This is a genomic window from Lysobacter sp. CC-YZS074 (genome assembly GCF_056739745.1).
The window spans coordinates 1745247-1764941 of the sequence record NZ_CP200301.1 but is presented as its reverse complement, the minus strand read 5'-3'; the positions used below and the strand labels follow the sequence as shown (position 1 = coordinate 1764941).

At 65.2% G+C, this 19695-nt stretch carries 17 protein-coding genes; 12 read left to right on the top strand and 5 right to left on the bottom strand.

The features are described 5' to 3' along the window. Positions 1 to 13: 13 nt before the first annotated feature. From U8331_RS07895 to U8331_RS07885, 3 genes are read left to right on the top strand one after another with little or no spacing between them, the layout of a single operon-like run. Entirely contained in the window at positions 14 to 3193 is a 3180-nt protein-coding gene (locus tag U8331_RS07895) for an efflux RND transporter permease subunit (protein ID WP_481132924.1), read from the top strand. Continuing rightward, the gene (locus U8331_RS07890) at positions 3190 to 3804 is read left to right on the top strand and encodes a cation efflux transmembrane domain-containing protein (RefSeq protein WP_481130512.1); all 615 of its coding nucleotides are present in this window, start codon (positions 3190 to 3192) and stop codon (positions 3802 to 3804) included. Before U8331_RS07895 ends, U8331_RS07890 begins: the two co-directional genes overlap by 4 nt. Continuing rightward, the gene (locus tag U8331_RS07885; RefSeq protein WP_481130511.1) at positions 3797 to 4417 is read left to right on the top strand and encodes a cation efflux transmembrane domain-containing protein; all 621 of its coding nucleotides are present in this window, start codon (positions 3797 to 3799) and stop codon (positions 4415 to 4417) included. Before U8331_RS07890 ends, U8331_RS07885 begins: the two co-directional genes overlap by 8 nt. Before the next feature lie 247 nt (positions 4418 to 4664). On the opposite strand, the gene U8331_RS07880 is transcribed toward U8331_RS07885, so the two are convergent. Beyond that, positions 4665 to 4889: a hypothetical protein gene (locus U8331_RS07880; protein ID WP_481130510.1), complete on the bottom strand. Its 225-nt coding sequence runs from the start codon at positions 4887 to 4889 to the stop codon at positions 4665 to 4667. 136 nt (positions 4890 to 5025) lie between these two features. Between U8331_RS07880 and U8331_RS07875 the strand changes: the two genes are divergently transcribed. From U8331_RS07875 to U8331_RS07835, 9 genes are all read left to right on the top strand, one after another. Then, positions 5026 to 5400, top strand: coding sequence for a hypothetical protein (locus tag U8331_RS07875; RefSeq protein ID WP_481130509.1), 375 nt, complete (start codon positions 5026 to 5028; stop codon positions 5398 to 5400). A gap of 33 nt (positions 5401 to 5433) precedes the next feature. Then, on the top strand, positions 5434 to 5811 hold the full coding sequence (locus tag U8331_RS07870) for a hypothetical protein (protein ID WP_481130508.1): 378 nt from the start codon (positions 5434 to 5436) through the stop codon (positions 5809 to 5811). A gap of 1149 nt (positions 5812 to 6960) precedes the next feature. Further along, positions 6961 to 7404, top strand: coding sequence for a CopL family metal-binding regulatory protein (locus tag U8331_RS07865; protein WP_481130507.1), 444 nt, complete (start codon positions 6961 to 6963; stop codon positions 7402 to 7404). 97 nt (positions 7405 to 7501) lie between these two features. After that, entirely contained in the window at positions 7502 to 9376 is a 1875-nt protein-coding gene (locus tag U8331_RS07860) for a copper resistance system multicopper oxidase (protein WP_036211308.1), read from the top strand. 5 nt (positions 9377 to 9381) lie between these two features. Further along, the gene (locus U8331_RS07855) at positions 9382 to 10563 is read left to right on the top strand and encodes a copper resistance protein B (protein ID WP_481130506.1); all 1182 of its coding nucleotides are present in this window, start codon (positions 9382 to 9384) and stop codon (positions 10561 to 10563) included. 17 nt (positions 10564 to 10580) lie between these two features. Then, positions 10581 to 11432, top strand: a complete 852-nt coding sequence (locus U8331_RS07850) for a c-type cytochrome (RefSeq protein WP_036211302.1) — start codon at positions 10581 to 10583, stop codon at positions 11430 to 11432. 18 nt (positions 11433 to 11450) lie between these two features. Continuing rightward, positions 11451 to 11978 (top strand): YybH family protein, encoded by a 528-nt coding sequence (locus U8331_RS07845; RefSeq protein WP_481130505.1) that lies wholly within the window; start codon positions 11451 to 11453, stop codon positions 11976 to 11978. Positions 11979 to 12071: 93 nt separating this feature from the next. Next, positions 12072 to 12425 carry a four-helix bundle copper-binding protein gene (locus U8331_RS07840; RefSeq protein ID WP_036211296.1) on the top strand — a complete coding sequence of 118 codons (354 nt, stop codon included), beginning with the start codon at positions 12072 to 12074 and terminating at the stop codon, positions 12423 to 12425. Positions 12426 to 12620: 195 nt separating this feature from the next. Continuing rightward, complete coding sequence (locus U8331_RS07835) at positions 12621 to 13073, top strand: DUF305 domain-containing protein (RefSeq protein ID WP_481130504.1); 453 nt, start codon at positions 12621 to 12623, stop codon at positions 13071 to 13073. Positions 13074 to 13260: 187 nt separating this feature from the next. On the opposite strand, the gene U8331_RS07830 is transcribed toward U8331_RS07835, so the two are convergent. The 4 genes from U8331_RS07830 to U8331_RS07815 all read right to left on the bottom strand — a co-directional run bounded on the left by U8331_RS07830 (position 13261) and on the right by U8331_RS07815 (position 19496). Continuing rightward, positions 13261 to 13662, bottom strand: coding sequence for a copper-binding protein (locus U8331_RS07830; protein WP_481130503.1), 402 nt, complete (start codon positions 13660 to 13662; stop codon positions 13261 to 13263). A gap of 71 nt (positions 13663 to 13733) precedes the next feature. Then, positions 13734 to 16856 carry an efflux RND transporter permease subunit gene (locus U8331_RS07825; protein ID WP_481130502.1) on the bottom strand — a complete coding sequence of 1041 codons (3123 nt, stop codon included), beginning with the start codon at positions 16854 to 16856 and terminating at the stop codon, positions 13734 to 13736. A 1-nt stretch (position 16857) separates the two neighbouring features. Continuing rightward, positions 16858 to 18261 carry an efflux RND transporter periplasmic adaptor subunit gene (locus tag U8331_RS07820; protein ID WP_081974901.1) on the bottom strand — a complete coding sequence of 468 codons (1404 nt, stop codon included), beginning with the start codon at positions 18259 to 18261 and terminating at the stop codon, positions 16858 to 16860. After that, positions 18258 to 19496, bottom strand: a complete 1239-nt coding sequence (locus U8331_RS07815; protein WP_036211284.1) for a TolC family protein — start codon at positions 19494 to 19496, stop codon at positions 18258 to 18260. Before U8331_RS07815 ends, U8331_RS07820 begins: the two co-directional genes overlap by 4 nt. Positions 19497 to 19695 lie beyond the last annotated feature (199 nt).

Here is a 19695-nt window from a genome sequence, read left to right as displayed (position 1 = left end):
GAGCGAGGGCGGTCTGCTGGAAAAAATCGTCCGCTTCTCCATCCACCATCGCTGGATGATGCTGGTGTTGACCCTGGGATTGATCGGCGTGGGCATCTGGAGCTTCACCAAGCTGCCGATCGACGCCACGCCCGACATCACCAACGTCCAGGTACAGATCAATACCGAGGCCCCCGGCTACTCGCCGCTGGAGTCCGAGCAACGCGTCACCTATCCGATCGAGACTGCGCTGGCCGGCCTGCCGCAACTGGACTACACCCGTTCGCTGTCCCGCTACGGGCTGTCGCAGGTGACCGTGGTGTTCGAGGACGGCACCGACCTGTACTTCGCCCGGCAACAGGTGGCCCAACGGCTGCAGCAGATCCAATCGCAAATCCCGGAGGGGTTGGAGCCCCAAATGGGGCCGATCTCGACCGGTCTGGGCGAGATCTTCATGTACACGGTCGACGCGGCACCGGAGGCGCGCAAACCCGATGGCACGCCGTGGACCGCGACCGACCTGCGCACCCTGCAGGACTGGGTGATACGCCCGCAGATGCGCAACACGCCCGGCGTCACCGAGGTCAACACCATCGGCGGCTACGAGCGGCAGATCCACATCACGCCGGATCCGTCCAAGCTGGTCGCCCTCGGCTTCACCCTGCAGGACATCGTCGATGCGGTGGCTGCCAACAACCAGAACATGGGCGCGGGCTACATCGAGCGCAACGGGCAGCAATACCTGGTGCGCGTGCCCGGCCAGGTCGGCGGGCTGGATGAGATCCGCAACATCGTGCTGGACCGGCGCAACGGCCTGCCGATCCGCGTAAGCGATGTGGCCCAGGTCGGCGAAGGACCGGAACTGCGTACCGGTGCGGCGACCCAGAACGGCGAAGAAGTGGTGCTCGGCACGGTGGCGATGCTGGTGGGTGCCAACAGCCGCGAGGTCGCGCAGGCCGCGGCGGCCAAGCTAGAAGACGCCAACGCCAGCTTGCCGGCCGGGGTCGAGGCGACCGCCGTGTACGACCGCACCGAGCTGGTCGACCGCACCATGGAGACGATCTCCAAGAACCTGGTCGAGGGTGCGCTGCTGGTGATCGTGGTGCTGTTCCTGCTGCTCGGAAACTTCCGCGCGGCGCTGATCACGGCCGCAGTAATCCCGCTGGCGATGCTGTTCACCATCATCGGCATGGTCAAGGGCGGTGTGTCGGGCAACCTGATGAGCCTGGGCGCGCTCGACTTCGGCCTGATCGTCGATGGCGCGGTGATCATCATCGAGAACTGCCTGCGTCGATTCGGCGAGATGCAGCACCGGCTCGGCCGCGTCATGACCGATGACGAGCGCAAGGACCTGACTGCCACTGCCACGGTCGAGGTGATCCGGCCCAGCCTGTTCGGCTTGTTCATCATCGCCGCGGTGTATCTGCCGATCTTCGCGTTGACCGGGATCGAGGGAAAGATGTTCCACCCGATGGCGATCACCGTGGTGCTGGCGTTGACCGGCGCGATGGTGCTGTCGCTGACCTTCGTGCCCGCATCGGTCGCGCTGTTTCTCGGCGGCAAGGTCGAGGAGAAGGAAAACCGGGTGATGCAGTGGACCAAGCGTCGCTACGCACCACTGCTGGCCTGGTCGCTGCGCCGTCGCAGTTGGGTGCTCGGTGGCGCGTTGGCGCTGGTCGTGGTCTCCGGCTTGCTGGCGACGCGACTGGGCAGCGAATTCATCCCCAGCCTGGATGAGGGCGACATCGCCATGCACGCGATGCGCATCCCTGGCACCGGCATCGAGCAGGCGGTGAAGATGCAGGTCGCGGTGGAGGAGCGCGTGATGCAGATCCCCGAGGTCGAACGGGTGTTCAGCAAGATCGGCACCGCCGAGGTCGCCACCGACCCGATGCCGCCGAACGTGGCCGACACGTTCCTGATGATGAAACCGCGGGACGCCTGGCCCGATCCCCGCAAGCCCAAGGAGGTGCTGATCGCCGAGATCGAGGAAGCGGTATCGACGATCCCCGGTAATAACTACGAGTTCACCCAGCCGATCGAAATGCGCTTCAACGAGCTGATCTCCGGCGTTCGCGCGGATGTCGCGATCAAGGTGTTCGGCGATGACCTGGACACGCTGGTCGAGGTGGCCGAGCAGATCGAGGCGGTGACCAAGCAGGTCAGTGGCGCCGCCGACGTCAAGACCGAACAGGCCACCGGCCTGCCGCTGCTCACGGTGGTGCCCGATCGCGAGGCCTTGGCCCGTTATGGACTGAACCCGAGCGTGGTGCAGCAGACCGTCGCCACCGCCGTGGGCGGCCAAGTCGCCAGCGAGCTGTACGACGGCGATCGGCGCTTCGACATCGTGGTGCGGTTGCCCGAACAGATGCGGGCGGATCCGACGGCGCTGGAAGACCTGCCCATTCCCCTGGGCGGAAACATCAACGCCGACGAGTCCAGCCGTGATCCGGCTTGGTCAGACGACACCCCGCAGACCATCCCGCTGCGCGAGGTGGCGACGATCGAGAAGATTCTGGGACCGAACCAGATCAACCGCGAGAACGGCAAGCGCCGCGTGGTGGTCACCGCCAACGTGCGCGATCGTGACCTGGGCAGCTTCGTCGACGAGCTGCAGCAACGCGTCGGGCAGCGGGTCGACATCCCGGAAGGTTACTGGGTCGACTACGGCGGCACGTTCGAGCAGTTGATCTCGGCCAGCCGCCGACTGGCGGTCGTGGTGCCGGTGACGCTGGTGCTCATCTTCGGCCTGTTGTTCATGGCCTTCGGCTCGGCCAAGGACGCGGCAATCGTGTTCAGCGGCGTGCCGCTGGCGCTGACCGGCGGCGTATTCGCCTTGGCGCTGCGGGGGATCCCGCTGTCGATCACCGCCGGGGTCGGCTTCATCGCGCTGTCGGGCGTAGCGGTGCTCAACGGCCTGGTCATGATTGCCTTCATCCGCAAGCTGCGCGAACAGGGCGACCGGCTGGAGGATGCGATCGTCGACGGCGCGCTCGGACGCCTGCGCCCGGTGTTGATGACCGCGCTGGTGGCATCGCTGGGCTTCCTGCCGATGGCGTTCAACGTCGGCACCGGCTCGGAGGTGCAGCGGCCGCTGGCGACGGTGGTGATCGGCGGCATCGTGTCCTCGACCTTGCTCACGCTGCTGGTGTTGCCGGCGCTCTACCGCTGGCTGCATCGGGATTCCGAACGCATGCAGGGAGAGGCCGCATGAGCCACGACAACCTCGACGTGGACGATGCGAGCCGGCGCAGGATCCTCTGGATCGTTCTGGCACTGAATGTCGCGCTCGCCGCAGGGTTTGCGGTGACCGGCCTGACCGCCGACTCCAGCGCGCTGATCGCCAACGGGCTCGACAACCTGTCCGACAGCGTGGTGTACGTCATCACGCTGTTGGCGCTGGGCCGCCCGCCCGCATGGAAGCGCGGCGCGGCCCGTGTGTCGGGTGTCCTGCTGATCCTGTTCGCGGCGGGCGTGCTGTTCGACGTTGGACGACGTTTCCTGACCGGTACCGACCCGATCGGCGGCACGATGATGTGGATGGCACTGGCGGCCGCAGCGGTGAATCTGCTTTGCGTGTGGCTGCTCAAGCGCATCCGTCGCCCCGACGTGAACATCCGCGCCGCAAGCACCTTCAGCACCAACGACTTCGTCGCCAATGCCGGCGTCCTGATCGGTGGTGGGCTGGTGCTATGGCTCGGTCAAGCCTGGCCGGATCTCGTCGTCGGCCTGGCCGTTGCTGGCATCGCACTGAAGGGCGGTATCGACATACTGCACGATGCCCACCACGAGACGGACAAGCACAAGGAGCACGCGGATGGGTGATTCCTGCTGCAGCGGCACCGTCGATATCCGCGCCATGGAGGCGCGGCAACGGCGGGTGCTGATGATCGTGCTGGCGATCAACATCGGCACGTTCGCCGTGATGTTGTGGGCCGCGATCTACAGCGGCTCCTCGTCGCTGCTGTCGGGCGGACTGGACAACCTGGGCGACGCGCTCACCTACCTGTTGAGCTTGGCGGTGATCGGTGCCAGCACACGCGCCAAGGCCAAGGTGGCGCTGCTCAAGGGGGTGTTGATCTTCGGCGCCGCGGTCGCGGTGGCGATCCAGATCGGCTGGCGGTTGGCGCATCCGGATGTGCCGATCTTTGAGGCCATCGGCATCGCCGCCATGATCAACCTGGGGTTCAACGGCATCTGTCTGTGGCTGCTGACGCCGTATCGCCACGGCGACGTGAACATGTCATCGGCGTGGGAGTGCTCGCGCAACGACGTGTTCGAGGGCTTCGCAGTCCTGCTCGCGGCCGTTGGCGTCTGGCTGTTCGACGCCGGCTGGCCCGACCTGCTCATCGCCGCGGCATTGCTGGTGATGTTCCTGCGTTCGGCTTGGCGTGTACTGCGCTCGGCATGGCGAAGCTACCGGGCCGAGGCGGGATAGTTCGCGGCGGGCAATGCGGCCGCTGACACTGCTGTGCAGCGCCGCCCAAAGAAGAATGCCCCGCTTGCGGCGGGGCATTCTTTCGCGGGTTTGCTGATCAGCAGCAGCCCAGCGGGCATCCTGCCGCGGCCCAAGCCGCGAACGTGGTGGCGAACAGTGCAATACCCACCAAGACTTTCGTCTTCATCGAAGGATCCTCCAGTTGGACAGCCGAATGGCCCTGATGAGGTTGAACCTTGTCGTGAGGTCAGTCAACGTCTTCGTCACTCCAGCGCGGCCGGTCCCACGCGATCGCATGAAACCACTGGACGGCTCTGCCCCGGTCGAGGCTTGTGCCGCTTTCGACGGTCGGCGCCAGGTCGGCCATGAACGCCTGCAGGACCGCTGCCGGGGAAGCGCCGTGGCCTTCACAGTACTCGGCGAAGTCAGGCGGCACTGGGATGGTGAGAAGGGGATAGCGGTCGCGCTCCATGCCCAGTCCTGGAACTTATTGCGTACGAGTGAGCATACCAGCTGCCCCAAATTCGACAGGCCTTCATCGACGATCGGTGCGCCGCCGGCGTCCCGATGTGCCAATGTTCACACACCTACATATGCGGGCAGCCGACATGGGTGCCAACACCCCCGAGCACGCCACGGAACGGGTCGGGGTCTTGATGACCCCCACGCAAAAGGCCGACGCCAGCCGCCGCGCGAAAGCGGCGCGGCTGTCGCTGGGCGACTTCATCCGCCGGCAGATTTTCGGCGATGAGGAGTTGTTATCGCCTGTGGTGGCCCAGCTTGAGGAGTCGACCGCCACAGCAACCGCCGCGCTCGATAGCGCGACGGCTCGTCTGGCCGACGCGCAGGCGTTCCAACCCGAACGCGAGGCGCAGGCACGCGCGAGGGCGCGAGCCGAGTTCGCCGATGTCGACCCCGAGGCGTTCGCCGAGCTGGTCGCCGGCGCGCCGGCATCGCTGGTGCACCCGAGGGCAGGCCAATGAACACCTTATCGGTGGCGGCAGAATCGAACCCTCATGACTCGTGAAAAGAAGATCCCGGCACCCCAAGGGTATCCCTTGTTTGGCTGGACACTGACCACTGTGAAAGCCCACCTGCAGGCGCAGCCGCCGGGAGTAGGTGACGCCATGATCATCTACAACGCGCATGGCGGGTTTCATGCGTACTCGCTGGCGACGGTAGTCAACCCAGCCGCCGGCCGGCAAAAGCGGATCGTGCTCTCCAAGGCCGGCAGTTCGGGAGGCACCGCGTTTTACCGCAGCGGAATCAACGCGTTCATGCCCAAAGGTCGCACCCGCATGATCCCGCCGGTGCCCGCGCTTATGGAGCACCTCACCTCGGAGTGCGACGTGGTTCTGGATCTGCCGCTCTATGCACAAGAGCCGATGCGATAAGGAAAATCGTTAGTACATTCAACCTGTTAGGTAACTTTCGGCCGTTTTTTACACGAATCCCTGCCGACCCTCTGATTGGGGCCGTTGTCGGCGGCAGGTCGTCAGCCTTCCACACGGAAAAGCCACCTTGGGTCAGTGTGGTCTTCCAGGGATGGGAAGCCACCGATCCGGACGGTTGCGTACAGAGTCGATGGGAGGAATTATGCAAAAAGACGGCTTTTTCCATAATTATGCAAACGGTCACACGGATGCATAAGAGGTCGGGCTCGCGGCAGGCACGCGCTCGAAGACGTCGCGGTGTGATGGTCAGCTGCGCCTCCCATGATCGACAAAAAAGATGTGGACCGAGCCGTCGCGGCCTGAGCGATCAGGCCGAGGAGGCGCTGCCCCTCGGCCGCATGGGGCTCGGAAGGTCCGAGCATGACCGCTCGACGATCTGAGCTGAAGTGCAAGTCGTGTGCGGCTGCTCGAACGGTCGACCAGCTATAAGTCACTGAAATCAAACGATTAGCTGAAGTCTGCTAAAATTAGCAAATATCAATAAACCTGCTAAAAGCGTGTGCCCTGCCGTTGTTGCACCCGCTTTTGTCGGAACGGACACTCGGTTCAGGCGCCAAGATTGAGCTCCCGCCGAGCCGTAGCTTGCCACGGCAACTCGGCCTCCTCGTCACGTTCCGTGGCACAAGGGAAGGCCAGTCGGCCAGAAGGCACCGCTCAAGTTGCGGGAGCTCCGGGCTGTCACACGGAGCCAACTGAGCGTCGAAGTCCTTGCAAATCAATGTCTTGCCGGATTGTATCCCCAATTATCCGGCCAAGGGATAATTTATCCGGCCAGAGATAACTGGCTGACCGCCGCCGCCGCGGAGAGCGGACAGCTGTGGGGTAGGGGATTAGCGGCCGTTATCGGGGGGGTAGGGAGGGACGCTCCGCACGCAAGGTGCCGGTCGGTGTGTAAAGCTGGCATGCGTGGCAGTAGATCGGCCTCTGCACACCGGCGCAGTCTGGCAGCTGGCGGTCAGGTACCGGCGTAGGAGGAGGCGCGAGAACCGCACGGCCGTGGATGGCCGTCAGCCGTGCGTCAACGGCGCATGGAGCGCTTCACGCCTGCTTTACCCAACACCCCAGAGTCCGGGCTAAAGTATCCGCCGCATGCGCATCTTGCCCGCCATCCTGCTACGTGTCCTGCTCAGCCTGACCCTCGTCTTGAACGGCGCAGGGTATGCGGCTGCGTCGACGACGATGGAGTTGCATGGCTCGCACGCGGAGTCCGGCAATGACCAATCGGTGACTGTCGCCCACGACGGCACGTCGGCGCCTTGCCACACCGGAGCCGACGTCACAAATGCCGGGATGGCACACCACGGTCACGACTCGAGTCCCGCTCCGGGCACACCGGCGGCGAATGGATCAGTTGAGCCCGACTGCTGCGACTCCGGGCAGTGTGTCTGTGCCTGCGTCCAACACCTGGTGGTCACACTGATGATGCCGGTCGTAGCCGACGCAGTGTTCCTCCACGCGACCAGCGTGCGCCGACTCTCGTTGGCCCACGCCCAACCGGCTCTACCTCACCCCATCCGACCTCCGATTGCCTGATTGACCGCAGGGCCTTTGAGCCCGCCGACCGTCGCGCGCGCGTGACGGCCATCCCGTTGCCTGTGTGCCGGGGTCAATCTGTCGATCTGGAGTCACCATGTCTTCCTCGCCTCACGTTCCCGTGCCGCCGGTTCTGGCGTCGCGCCGCCGTTTCATCCAGGGACTCGCCGCAGGCGGTGCCGTAGCGGGTTTGGGTCTTTGGCCGAACCGCGGTTGGGGTGCCGGCCAACCCGCCCTCAACGGACCCGGCAACCCCAATGTGCTCACGGGTACCCGGTTCGATCTGAACATCGGCGAGACGCCGATGAACTTCACCGGGCTCACCCGCCCGGCGATCACGGTCAACGGCACCGTTCCGGCACCGATCCTGCGCTGGAGGGAGGGCACGACCGTCGACCTGTTCGTCAGCAACCGGCTGCCGCCCAACTCGATCCATGGACACTCCACCTCGATCCATTGGCACGGCATCCTGTTGCCGGCCAACATGGACGGCGTGCCAGGCCTCAGCTTCGACGGCATCGACCGCGGCGAGACCTACCACTACCGGTTCGATGTCCGGCAAGGCGGTACCTACTGGTACCACAGCCATTCCGCGTTCCAGGAACAGGCGGGGCTTTACGGCGCATTGATCATCGACCCGTTGGCACCCGAGCCGTTCCACTATGACCGCGACTACGTGGTCCTTCTCACCGACTGGACCGATCTGGACCCGACCGCGCTGTTCGCCCGACTGAAGAAGATGTCGGACTACGACAACTTCGCCAAGCAGACCGTCGGGGACTTCTTCGACGATGTGCAGGACCACGGCCTGGCGGCGACGATCCAGAACCGCAAGATGTGGGGCGAGATGCGGATGACGCCGACCGATCTGTCGGACGTCAACGGCAACACCTACACGTTCCTGATGAACGGCACGACGTCGCTGGGTAACTGGACGGGACTGTTCCGCTCCGGCGAGAAGGTACGACTGCGTTTCATCAACGGCTCGTCGATGACCCATTTCGACGTGCGCATCCCTGGGTTGAAGATGACGGTCGTCGCCGCAGACGGCCAGTACGTGCACCCGGTGAGCGTCGACGAGTTCCGCATCGCCACCGCCGAGACCTTCGACGTGATTGTCGAGCCTTCGGGCCAGGACGCCTTCACCATCTTCGCCCAGGATCTGGGCCGCACCGGCTTCGTGGCCGGCACCCTCGCCACCCGTGAAGGATTGCGCGCGCCCGTACCGCGGGTTGACCCGAAGCCGCTCCTGACGATGGACGACATGGGCCACGGAATGATGGGGCACGGCGGCCACGACATGTCGGCGATGTCCGGCGGTGCGATGGCAGGCATGCAGCACTCCGTTCCTGCTTCTGCGGCCGGCCACGCCGGCATGGATCACAGCCAGCACGGTACATCCTCGATGGCTCCCGGGCCGATGGCGACGATGGACCATGGGGCGGCCGGCATGCAGCAGCATCCTGCCAGCGAGGACAACCCGCTGGTCGACATGCAGACCATGAACCCGGTGCCCAAGCTCGACGACCCAGGCATCGGTCTGCGGGACAACGGCCGCCGCGTGCTGACCTACGCTGACCTGCGCAGCACGTTCAGCGACCCCGACGGACGTGAGCCCGGTCGCACTGTCGAGCTGCACCTGACCGGCCACATGGAACGTTTCGCCTGGTCGTTCGACGGCGAGAAGTTCTCCGATGCCGAGCCGTTGCGTCTCAACTACGGCGAGCGCATGCGGATCGTGCTGGTCAACGACACCATGATGACCCACCCGATCCACCTGCACGGGATGTGGAGTGATCTGGAAGACGAGCAGGGCAACTTCATGGTGCGCAAGCACACCATCGACATGCCGCCCGGTAGCAAGCGCGCCTATCGCGTACGCGCCGATGCCCTCGGCCGCTGGGCTTACCACTGCCACCTGCTGTACCACATGGAAGCGGGCATGTTCCGCGAAGTGCGGGTGGAGGAGTGAACAACATGACTTCCAAGACTCCGCATCTGCACGCACTGGCGTTGGCACTCGCGCTGGCCACCGCTTCGGCGCCGACGCTGGCGCAGGACAACGATCACTCCGACCACACGCCCGCCACCGCGGCCGAACCTGTCTCCGACGATCCGCATGCGGGCCACGTCATGCCGATCCCAGACCCGGCGGAACCTGATCAGCCGGCTTCCGAGGCGGATCACGCCGCCATGGGGCACGCCATGCCCGCGACCCCGGCAAGTGCGCCGGTCGACCACTCCGCGCATGCGGTGCCGGATCGGCAGGACACTGCAGCGGAAGAAGCGAGGGAGGAGCCTGCAGGCCACACCGGCATGGACCACTCGGACATGGACCATGGGTCGATGCAGGGGATGGATCACTCCTCCATGGACGGAATGGACCACTCCGGGATGCAAGAGATGGATCATGCGGCAATGGGGCACGACCTGCCCTCAACAGCCGCGCCGCTTGAACCGATCCCTCCAGTGACTCGGAGCGACCGCGCGGCCGCCTTTCCGGACGTCGCCGGTCATGCCGTGCACGATAAAAGCATCCACTCCTATTTTCTGTTGGACCGGCTCGAAACCTGGGACGCCGATGACGGAGATGCCCTGGCATGGGAGACGCTCGGGTGGGTCGGCACCGACCTCAACCGGCTGTGGGTTCGCAGCGAAGGCGAAGCGATCGACGGTAGTGTCGAGTCCGGCGATGTCGAGGTGTTCTACGGCCGCGCGATAGCGCGCTGGTGGGATGCGGTGATCGGCATCCGTCACGATTTCGGGGAAGACCCCTCACAGACCTTCGCGGCGGTCGGGGTGATGGGCGTGGCGCCGTACAAGTTCGAAGTCAGCGCCACCGCTTACGTGGGTCAGGGTGGTCAAACCGGCATTGGCGTGGAAGCCGAGTACGAGATGCTTCTGACCAACCGGTTGATCGCGCAATGGCTCGCGGAGGCGGAAGTCTGGGGAGAGGACGACTCGCGCCGGGGCATCGGCTCAGGCCTGAGCACCGTCGAGGCAGGCGTGCGCCTGCGCTACGAGTTCACGCGGCAATTCGCGCCATACATCGGCGTGGTGCACGAGCGCGCCTACGGCGGCACGGCCGATCTTTGGCGTGCCGAAGGCGATGACATCGACGACACCCGCGTGGTTGCGGGTGTGCGCATCTGGTTCTGACAGGAGGAGCACCATTCATGAAAGCGAAATCCTGGATTATCGGCAGCGCTGCCGTTTTTCTGCTGGTTGCCGCGTTGACCGCCGGCTTTGCCTGGTCGGGCATCTACAACGTGGGCGCCGACGACCAGCACACGCAGCCAGTACACGCGTTTCTGGAGACCGTGCGCGAGCGTTCCATTGCGGTTCGCGCGCGCGACCTGCAGCCCCCGGGTGACCTGGGAGAGATGGAGCGCATCCGGCAAGGAGCCGGCAACTACGACGCCATGTGCACGGGATGCCATCTCGCCCCTGGCATGGGCGAGACCGAGTTGAGCCGGGGCTTGAACCCGTCACCCCCCAACCTTTCGAAAACCACTGTCGAAGCTTCGGTCGCGTTCTGGGCCATCAAGCACGGCATCAAGGCCAGCGGTATGCCCGCGTGGGGCGAAAGCATGGGCGAGGAGTACATCTGGAACATGGCTGCCTTCCTGCAGAAACTGCCGAAGATGGATGCCGCGCGGTACCAGGCGCTGGTGGCGAGCAGCGACGGCCATGACCATGGCGGCGGCGAGACGGGTGGCCACGCCCATGCGGAAGGCGTTACGCCCGATCACCACGAAGCAGGCGCCGACAGCGAGGCAGACGCGCAGGCGGGTTTACCCGCAGATGGCCACGCTCATCCTGTAGGTACGGCGGACCACCACGGCACTCCGAGTCCAGCTGAGCCCGCCACTGTGACCCACCGTCATGCGGACGGAACGGTTGAATCACATCCGGCACCGGCTGCGCGCACCGACGGCGGCCACGAAGACGCATCCCCGGGATCGGCCACGCCCTCAACCGAATCCGCCGCGCCCGAATCGCACGACGGCCACGACCACCAGCACTGACCTCAACAGGAACAACATATGAAGAACGCAATCCCGACGCTCGCCACCGCACTGCTGTTTGGCCTGACCCTGCCTGTCGCAAATGCGCAGGACGCGTCCAGCGCTTCCGAGCACGCCCATCACGCCGCGACCGCCGAGGTCGCGGCCATCGATGTGCCGGCCGCTACGCAGGCACCCGTGGCCGTGGTCGAGGCCTTCGGCAAGGCACTGGCTGCCGGCGACTTCGCCGCCGTCGAGTCAATGTTGGCGCCGGACGTGATCATCCTTGAGGCCGGCGGTGCCGAGCGTAGCCGAGATGAGTACCTGGGCCATCACGCCAAGTCCGACGCCAAGTTCCTGTCGGGCGTGCACAGCGCGCTGATGCGCCGCAAGGCGCGCGTCGACGGAAACACGGCCTGGGTCGCGAGCGAGAGCGAGCTGCATGCGAGCAAGGACGGCAAACCGGTGACGCTGTTGAGCACCGAGACCATGGTGCTGGCGGACTCGCCAGAGGGCTGGCGCATCGTCCACATCCACTGGTCTTCGCGCCCGAAGCGGGGTGGTTGAGCCAAAGGCGCCACATTGAATCCAAGGTAGGGGGAATGGGGCGGTGAAGCAGGCGCGCCGATGATCGCCTGCAGATCAAAAGAGGTAACTCCAATGACTCACCATTCCGCTGAACACCGCGATCCAGCCATAAACGAGTGCATCGACAACTGCCAGCAGTGTCATGCCATTTGCCTGGAGACCATCAACTACTGCCTCACCAAGGGCGGCAAACACGCCGATCCACAGCACATCGCTTTGATGGCGGTGTGCGCGGATATCTGCGCCACCAGTGCCGACGCGATGCTGCGCGGGTCGCAGGTGCATTCCGTCATCTGCGGAGCCTGCGCGGAGGTTTGTCGCCGGTGCGCGGAGTCCTGCGCCAGCATGGGCGACGACGCCGAGATGCAGCGCTGCGTCGACATCTGCCGCCGCTGTGCTGACAGCTGCCAGCGCATGGCCGCCTGAGCACGCCGTGGCCACGGGGGCTGCCCGTCAAACGGGCAGTTCCCGCCACGCGGTAGGCGATACCCGAGCGGATTCCGAAGTGCTATTCGCAGCATTATTGTTGCGATGGATCATGCGGTAAGCGCTGGCAGAACCAGCAGCGTCAATACCGTCATCAACACTGCACACGCCCGCTACCACTGCCAGGAGAAAACAATGGAAGGTTCCTACGCTCGATTCGCCGCGATGATCGCTACGGCGACGGTGATCATGTTCGGACTGATGTATCTCACCGCCTATCAGTTGAACCACGTTTTTTGGAGCGAAACCCGCGCGTACATGGCGCTGGTCATGGGTGCGACCATGGCCGTAGTGATGCTCGTTTACATGCGACACATGTACAAGGACCGCAAGATCAATCTCGCCATTTACTGTGCCTCCGTCGTGGTGTTTGCAGGAGCGCTTTTTCTCGCCCGCAGCCAGACGACCGTGGACGATGTCTCCTGGATGAAGGCGATGATTCCGCACCACTCCATCGCAATCCTGACGAGCGAACGTGCACAGATCACAGACCCGCGGACGAGAGATCTGGCCGACCAAATTATCGAGTCGCAGCGTCGTGAGATCGAAGAAATGAAAGTGTTGATACAGGAACTTGAAGGCCGCTGATGGCTTGGCGCGCCAATGCGCATAAGGACCCGGCGTTGGCGCCGGGTTCGCCGCATTGCGCGCGACCTGAGGTGCGCTGCTCAGCTCACGGGGAGCCGATTCCGTAGCTGGCCGCGGCGGATGACGTGAGCGGCCTCCCGGCCACCCACTCGGTGTAGGGGAGTCGTAATCGATCGGATTTTTTGCGTCATTGCGCGGGCGTAATGCCCGTGACGGTGTGCTTCGAGCCCTGCGACAGGAACTCGAAGTTGACCCTCTGGCCGGGCTGTACTGCCTGAATTTGCTCGGGCGTTGCCGAGAAGCCCATGGTCATGGCAGGCCAGCCCAGCGCGTCGACCGCACCGTGTGCAATCACGATCTTCCCGGCTTCCGCATCGACGGACTCCACAGTGCCGGTCGCCGAGGCCGACGTGCCGGTGGCCTCATCCGTAGTGCGGCCCATGCCCATGGCCTGGTGCTGGGCCTCGGACATGTCCATCGATTGCGCGTCAGGTGTCCCGGCCGGTGAGGCCGCCGGCTCAGCGTTGTTGGCGTCCTGGGAGCAGGCGCCCAGGAGTGCAACAGTCAGCAGGGGAGCGAGCAGTTTCATAAGGGTGTTCCTCTCATGTTGGGAGTGAATGGCAGCCGCTCGGTGATCTTCAGTCGAGGCCGACAACGGCTTCAGTGGCGACGGGACACCAGCTGGTGGCGCTTGATGAGTGCGTAGATCGCGGGGATGACGGCCAATGTCAGCACGGTCGACGACACCATTCCACCCACCATCGGGGCGGCGATGCGGCGCATGACTTCCGAACCTGTGCCGGTGCTCCACATGATCGGCAGCAGGCCGGCCATGATCGCTACCACGGTCATCATCTTCGGCCGCACGCGTTCCACCGCGCCCTCTATGATCGCTTCCTGCAGGTCGTGGTCGGTAAGCGTGGCACCCTCCGCCTGTCGGCGTCCTGCCCGGGCTTCCAGCGCGTGGTCGAGGTAGATCAGCATCACCACGCCGGTTTCTGCGGCTACCCCGGCCAGGGCGATGAAACCCACTGCGACGGCGACACTGACGTTGTAGTCGAGCAACCACATCAGCCAGACACCGCCCACCAATGCGAACGGCACCGAAAGCATCACAATCAGCGATTCGGTCACGCGACGGAAGTTGAGGTATAGCAGCAGGAAGATGATTGCCAGCGTCACCGGAATCACCACCTTCATCTTCTCCGCGGCCCGTTGCATGTATTCGAACTGGCCGCTCCAGCTCGCGTAGTAGCCGGGCGGGAAGGTGACATCCCGTGCCACCGCTTCCTGTGCCCGCTCCACGAAGCTGCCGATGTCGCTCTCGCGCGTGTCCACGTAGATGTAGGCGGCCAACATCGCGTTCTCGGTACGAATGCTGGGTGCGCCCTTGCGGACCTGTACGGCGGCCACCTCGCCCAACGGTACCTGGGCCCCGCCCGGGGTGGGGATTAGCACCTGAGTGGCAATCCGGTGGGGGTCGTCCCGCAGGTCACGCGGGTAGCGCACGATGACTCCGAAGCGCTCACGCCCGTCCAGCAGGGTGGTCACCCGTTCGCCGCCGAGTGCGGCGGACACGATGTCCTGGACTTCGCCGATGGTGATGCCGTATTGGGCGAGCCGGGCCAGATCGGGGTCGATATCCAGGTAGAAGCCGCCGGTAAGGCGCTCGGCGAAGGCGCTGGTGGTGCCTGGCACCGTGCGTACCGCGGCCTCGATCTCCAGCGCGACCTTCTCTAACTCGGCGAGGTTGCTACCAAAGACCTTGATGCCCACCGGCGTGCGGATGCCGGTGGCGAGCATGTCGGTGCGAGCCTTGATCGGCATGGTCCAGGAGTTGGCGACGCCGGGGAACTTCAGCGCCGCGTCCATCTCCGCGATCAGCTTGTCGGTGGTCATGCCCTCGCGCCACTGGTCCTCGGGCTTGAGGTTGATCACCGTCTCGAACATCTCCAGCGGCGCGGGATCAGTGGCGGTCAGGGCGCGCCCCGCCTTTCCAAACACCGACTCGACCTCTGGGAAGGTCTTGATGATGCGATCCTGCTGCTGCAACAGCTCCGAAGCCTTGGTCACCGACATGCCGGGCAGTGACGCTGGCATGTACAACAAGGTGCCCTCGTTGAGCGTAGGCATGAACTCGCTGCCCAGCCTGGATGCCGGCCACATGGTGGCCAGCAGCGCGACCAACGCCAAGGCGATCGTTGCGAGCTTGTGCCGCAGCACCACGTTGATGATCGGACGGTAGGCGGCGATCAGGAACCGGTTCACCGGATTCTTTTGTTCGGGCACGATCTTGCCGCGCACGAACAGCAGCATGAGCACGGGCACCAGGGTGATCGACAACAGCGCTGCGCCGGCCATGGCGAATGTCTTGGTGAAGGCGAGCGGCTGGAACATCCGGCCCTCCTGCGCCTCCAGCGCGAACACCGGCAGGAACGAGACGGTGATGATCATCAAGCTGAAGAACAGCGCCGGTCCAACCTCACGGCAGGCGTCGATGATCAGTTGTGCGCGGCTGCGGGTACCGTCATCACGCTCGATGTGTTTGTGCGCGTTCTCGATCATCACGATCGCCGCGTCCACCATCGCGCCGATCGCAATCGCGATGCCGCCCAGGCTCATGATGTTGGAGTTCATGCCCAGCACACGCATGGCGATGACGGCGATCAGAACGCCGATCGGCAGCATCACGATCGCCACCAGCGCGCTGCGTGCGTGGAACAGGAACACCAGGCACACCAGGGCGACGATGAGACTCTCCTCCAGCAGCGTGTTGCGCAGCGTCTTGATGGCCCGCTCGATCAGGTCCGACCGATCGTAGACGGCCTGGATGCTCACGCCCTCGGGTAGGCCACCGGCGATCTCTGCGATCTTCTCCTTGAGTCCACCGATGACCGACAGCGCGTTCTCTCCGTAACGGGCTACCGCGATGCCGGCGACCACGTCGCCTTGGCCATCAAGGTCGGCCAGGCCGCGCCGTTCCTCGGGCACTAGCTCTACCCGGGCGATGTCACCGATCAGCACTGGCGCGCCGCCGTCGGCGCGTAGCACCAAGTCCTCGATGTCGGCGATGCCACGCAGATAGCCACGTCCGCGCACCATGTACTCCGTTTCGGCCATCTCGATCACGCGGCCGCCCACGTCGCGGTTGCTTTCCGCGATGACCTGGGAAACCCGTGAGAGCGGAATTCCGAACTCTCGCAGGCGAACCGGGTCCACGGTGACCGAGTACTGCCGGACAAAGCCGCCAACGCTGGCGACCTCGGCCACGCCGGGTGCCGTCGTCAGCTGATAGCGCACGTACCAGTCCTGCATCGCGCGCAGCTCGTCGAGCGAATGCTTCCCACTTTTGAGCACGTACTGGTAGACCCAGCCAACGCCGGTGGCATCGGGCCCCAGCGTCGGCGTGACACCATCCGGCAGGTTCTTCGAGGCGACGCTGAGGTTCTCCAGGACCCGCGATCGCGCCCAGTACAGATCCGTGCCGTCCTCGAAGATCACGTAAACAAACGAGGCTCCGAAGAACGAGAAGCCGCGGACCACCTTGGACTCGGGCACCGTCAACAGCGCGCTGGTGAGCGGGTAGGTGACCTGGTCCTCCACCACCTGTGGGGCTTGGCCCGGCACCTCCGTGAACACGATGACCTGAACGTCCGACAGGTCGGGCTGCGCGTCCAGGGGCGTGTTGATGATTGCGTATACGCCACCGGCGAGCACTGCCAGCGCCATCACCAGGACGAGAAAGACATTGTGGACAGACCACTCGATGATTCGACCGAGCATGTCAGTGGCCCTCGTGCGGGCTTGCTCCGCCATCGTCTGCAACGGGCGGTGTTACCGGTACCGGGGAATGGCCGGCATGCGGATCGGCGGATCGCGTTTCATGGCTGGCATGCGGGGCCTCCGACGGCGCGGACGGGCCAGTAGCGCCGGTTTCTTCGGATGCCGCTCCAAATCCTTCCAGCGCCGCCTTGAGGTTGCTCTCGGCATCGATAAGGAAGTTGGCGGATACCACCACCTCTTCGCCCTCGGCGACGCCATCAAGGATCTCGATCCGGTCACCCGCACGGCGCCCGATGGTCACCTCGCGCGGCGCAAAGCGCCCCGGTCCGGTCTGGACCAGCACAGTCTGGCGGGCGCCGCTGTCCAGCACGGCCGATCGAGGGACGCTCAGCACCGGTTGCCGCGACGGCTGCTCCAGCAGGACTGTGCCGAACAGGTTGGGGCGAAGGTCGCCGGTCGGGTTGGGCAGGGCAACTCGAACATCGACCGTACGCGAGGCAGCGTCCACCACCGGCTGCACGAAGGTCACTTCTCCTGCGAAGCTCTGACCGGGCAGGGTCTCGGTCTCGAACCGCGCCGGCTGGCCAACGGCGATGTCGGCCGCCTGCATCGCTGGCACCTTGGCCATGATCCAGACGGTCGACAGGTCGGCCAGCCGCAGGATTGTCTCGCCCGGCTGGAACCGGGCGCCCTGGATGATGGGCTTTTCGATGACTACCGCATTGGCGGGGGAGGTCAGGACCATGTTGTCGCTGCCGCCTTGGCCCCCAAGTTGTGCGCCACTGATCTCCCAGTTCTGCAGGCGTGTGCGTGCTGCCTCCCGCAGGCGCTCCATCGATGCGGCGCTGGCGGGATCGGATTGTGCGAGCCGGCGTGCGGCCGCGTCGGCCAGTCGGAACTCCTGTCGGGCCGCAGCAAGTTGGGGGCTGTACACCGCCATCAATGGTTGGCCGGCGCTGACCTGCATCCCGGTCTGATTCGCGTACAGGTGTTCGACCCAGCCCTCAAAGCGCGGCGCAATCGCATACTGCCGGGTTTCGTCGATCTCCACGGTTCCGCTGGCACGCACGAGGCTTGCCAGCTGCGAACGCCGGACCGGCTCGGTCCGCACGCCCAACGTCTGGATCTTGCCGGGCGAGAGCGCGACTGTTCCGGCGTCCGAGACAGGTTCGTCACTCGCATAGACGGGGATGTAATCCATCCCCATCGGGTCCTTTTTCGGTACTGGCGAGGTGTCCGGCAGGCCCATCGGGTTGCGGTAATACAGCACCCTGCGCTCGGCGGTCGGCGCATCTGCCGCCGCCGGGGCGGCTTCATCGTGGCCGGCGCGGCCGACCATCCAGCCGGCGGCAAGTGCCGCGAGCACGGCGGCGATTGCCAGCGACACAGTCTGGTTGCGGGTCATGGTGTCTCTCCTTCGATGGCGCGCACGGCGGCGGCGGCCAGCAGTTCGTCACGCAGGGCATCCACACGATCCAGGTCGGCGCCTTGCCATTGGTTGAGCGCTTCCAGCAGGGTGCCGAAGTCCACTTCGCCGACCTGGTAGCTGGCGAGTGCGGACTGGAAGGCGGCATCCGCCTGCGGTAGCAGCGTCTGTTCGGTGATCTCACGGCGGTCTTGCGCACTGCGCCATTGCGCCCAGGCTGTGGTGACTTGGCTGGCTAGCGCCTGGCGTGTCGCATCCATGCGCGCGAGTGCAGCCTGCTCGAGCAGCCGCGACTCCCGCTCCCGTTCGCGTCGGGCCGTCTGCTGGAAGGGAATTTCCACCTCCAGCATCACCTCCATGCTTTCCAGCCCGTCTTCGCGCTGCATGGCGCCGACGCCGAAGGTCACGTCGGGGTAACGGTTGCGGCGCTGCAACTCGACGTTGGTCCGCGCCGCCTGTGCACGCGCCTGTTGCGCCAGGACAGCTGGATGGGCGCTGCTGTCGAGGACGTTTAACGCGTCGCCCAGGTCACCGGAACGGATGGCCAGGACCGGCCGCTGAGCGGGAGGCGCGAGCGGGGCATCGGCGGGACGGCCAAGCAAGCCATTGAGCGCAGCCATCGCTTCACGCTTTTCGGCCAGGCGTTGGATGCGCTCGCGCTGCATGACGGTCTGCTCGACCTGGGCGCGAATGGAGTCCTGCTGGGCCGCCATGCCCAACGCGTAGCGGACCCCGGCCATCTCTTCGACCTGCCGCAGCAAGTCGAGGCGGCGGTCCAGCACCGCGATGGCCTGGTCGGCGTGCCAATAGCGCACATAGGCCGTCTCCGCCTCGGCGATCAGCTCACGAAGAACCGCGTCCCGGTCCAGGGCGACTGCCTCGGCACTCTGCCGGGCAATGGTGCGGGCCAGCCCACGCTTGCCCCAGAGCGGCACGCGCTGGCGAAGCGAGTAGTCGACCTCGCCGCCGTCGCCCGGAAGCTGCCAGGGGCGATCCGGATCGAGGTTGCGGAAGCTGATCGAGGCGCTGGGATCGGGCAGGGCACCGGCGGGTTGGATCCGGGCCCGCGCGGCCTCGGTTTCCGCCTGTAGTGCGCGCAACTCGGGGTTGTTATCACGCAGCCAGGCGTGGACGGAGGCCACGTCTTCGCCGGGCACCGACTGCGCCATGGCGGGCGCAGCCAAAGCGCAGAGCACAAGCAATGCCGCGATCAATCCAGGGGACCGAGAAGCTGGCGTGGGGGATGGAACAGACGGGGCACAGCCCCGCCGCAGAAGCGTCTTCAATGCCATGTCGAATGCCCGAATAGACCGGCGCCAAGCACCGAATCTGTGAACAGAGGGGACATGCCGCGCACGTTCGGCGCAGCCACACGCACCACCGCGCCGCACCCGTGGGCACGGCGTGGTGGTG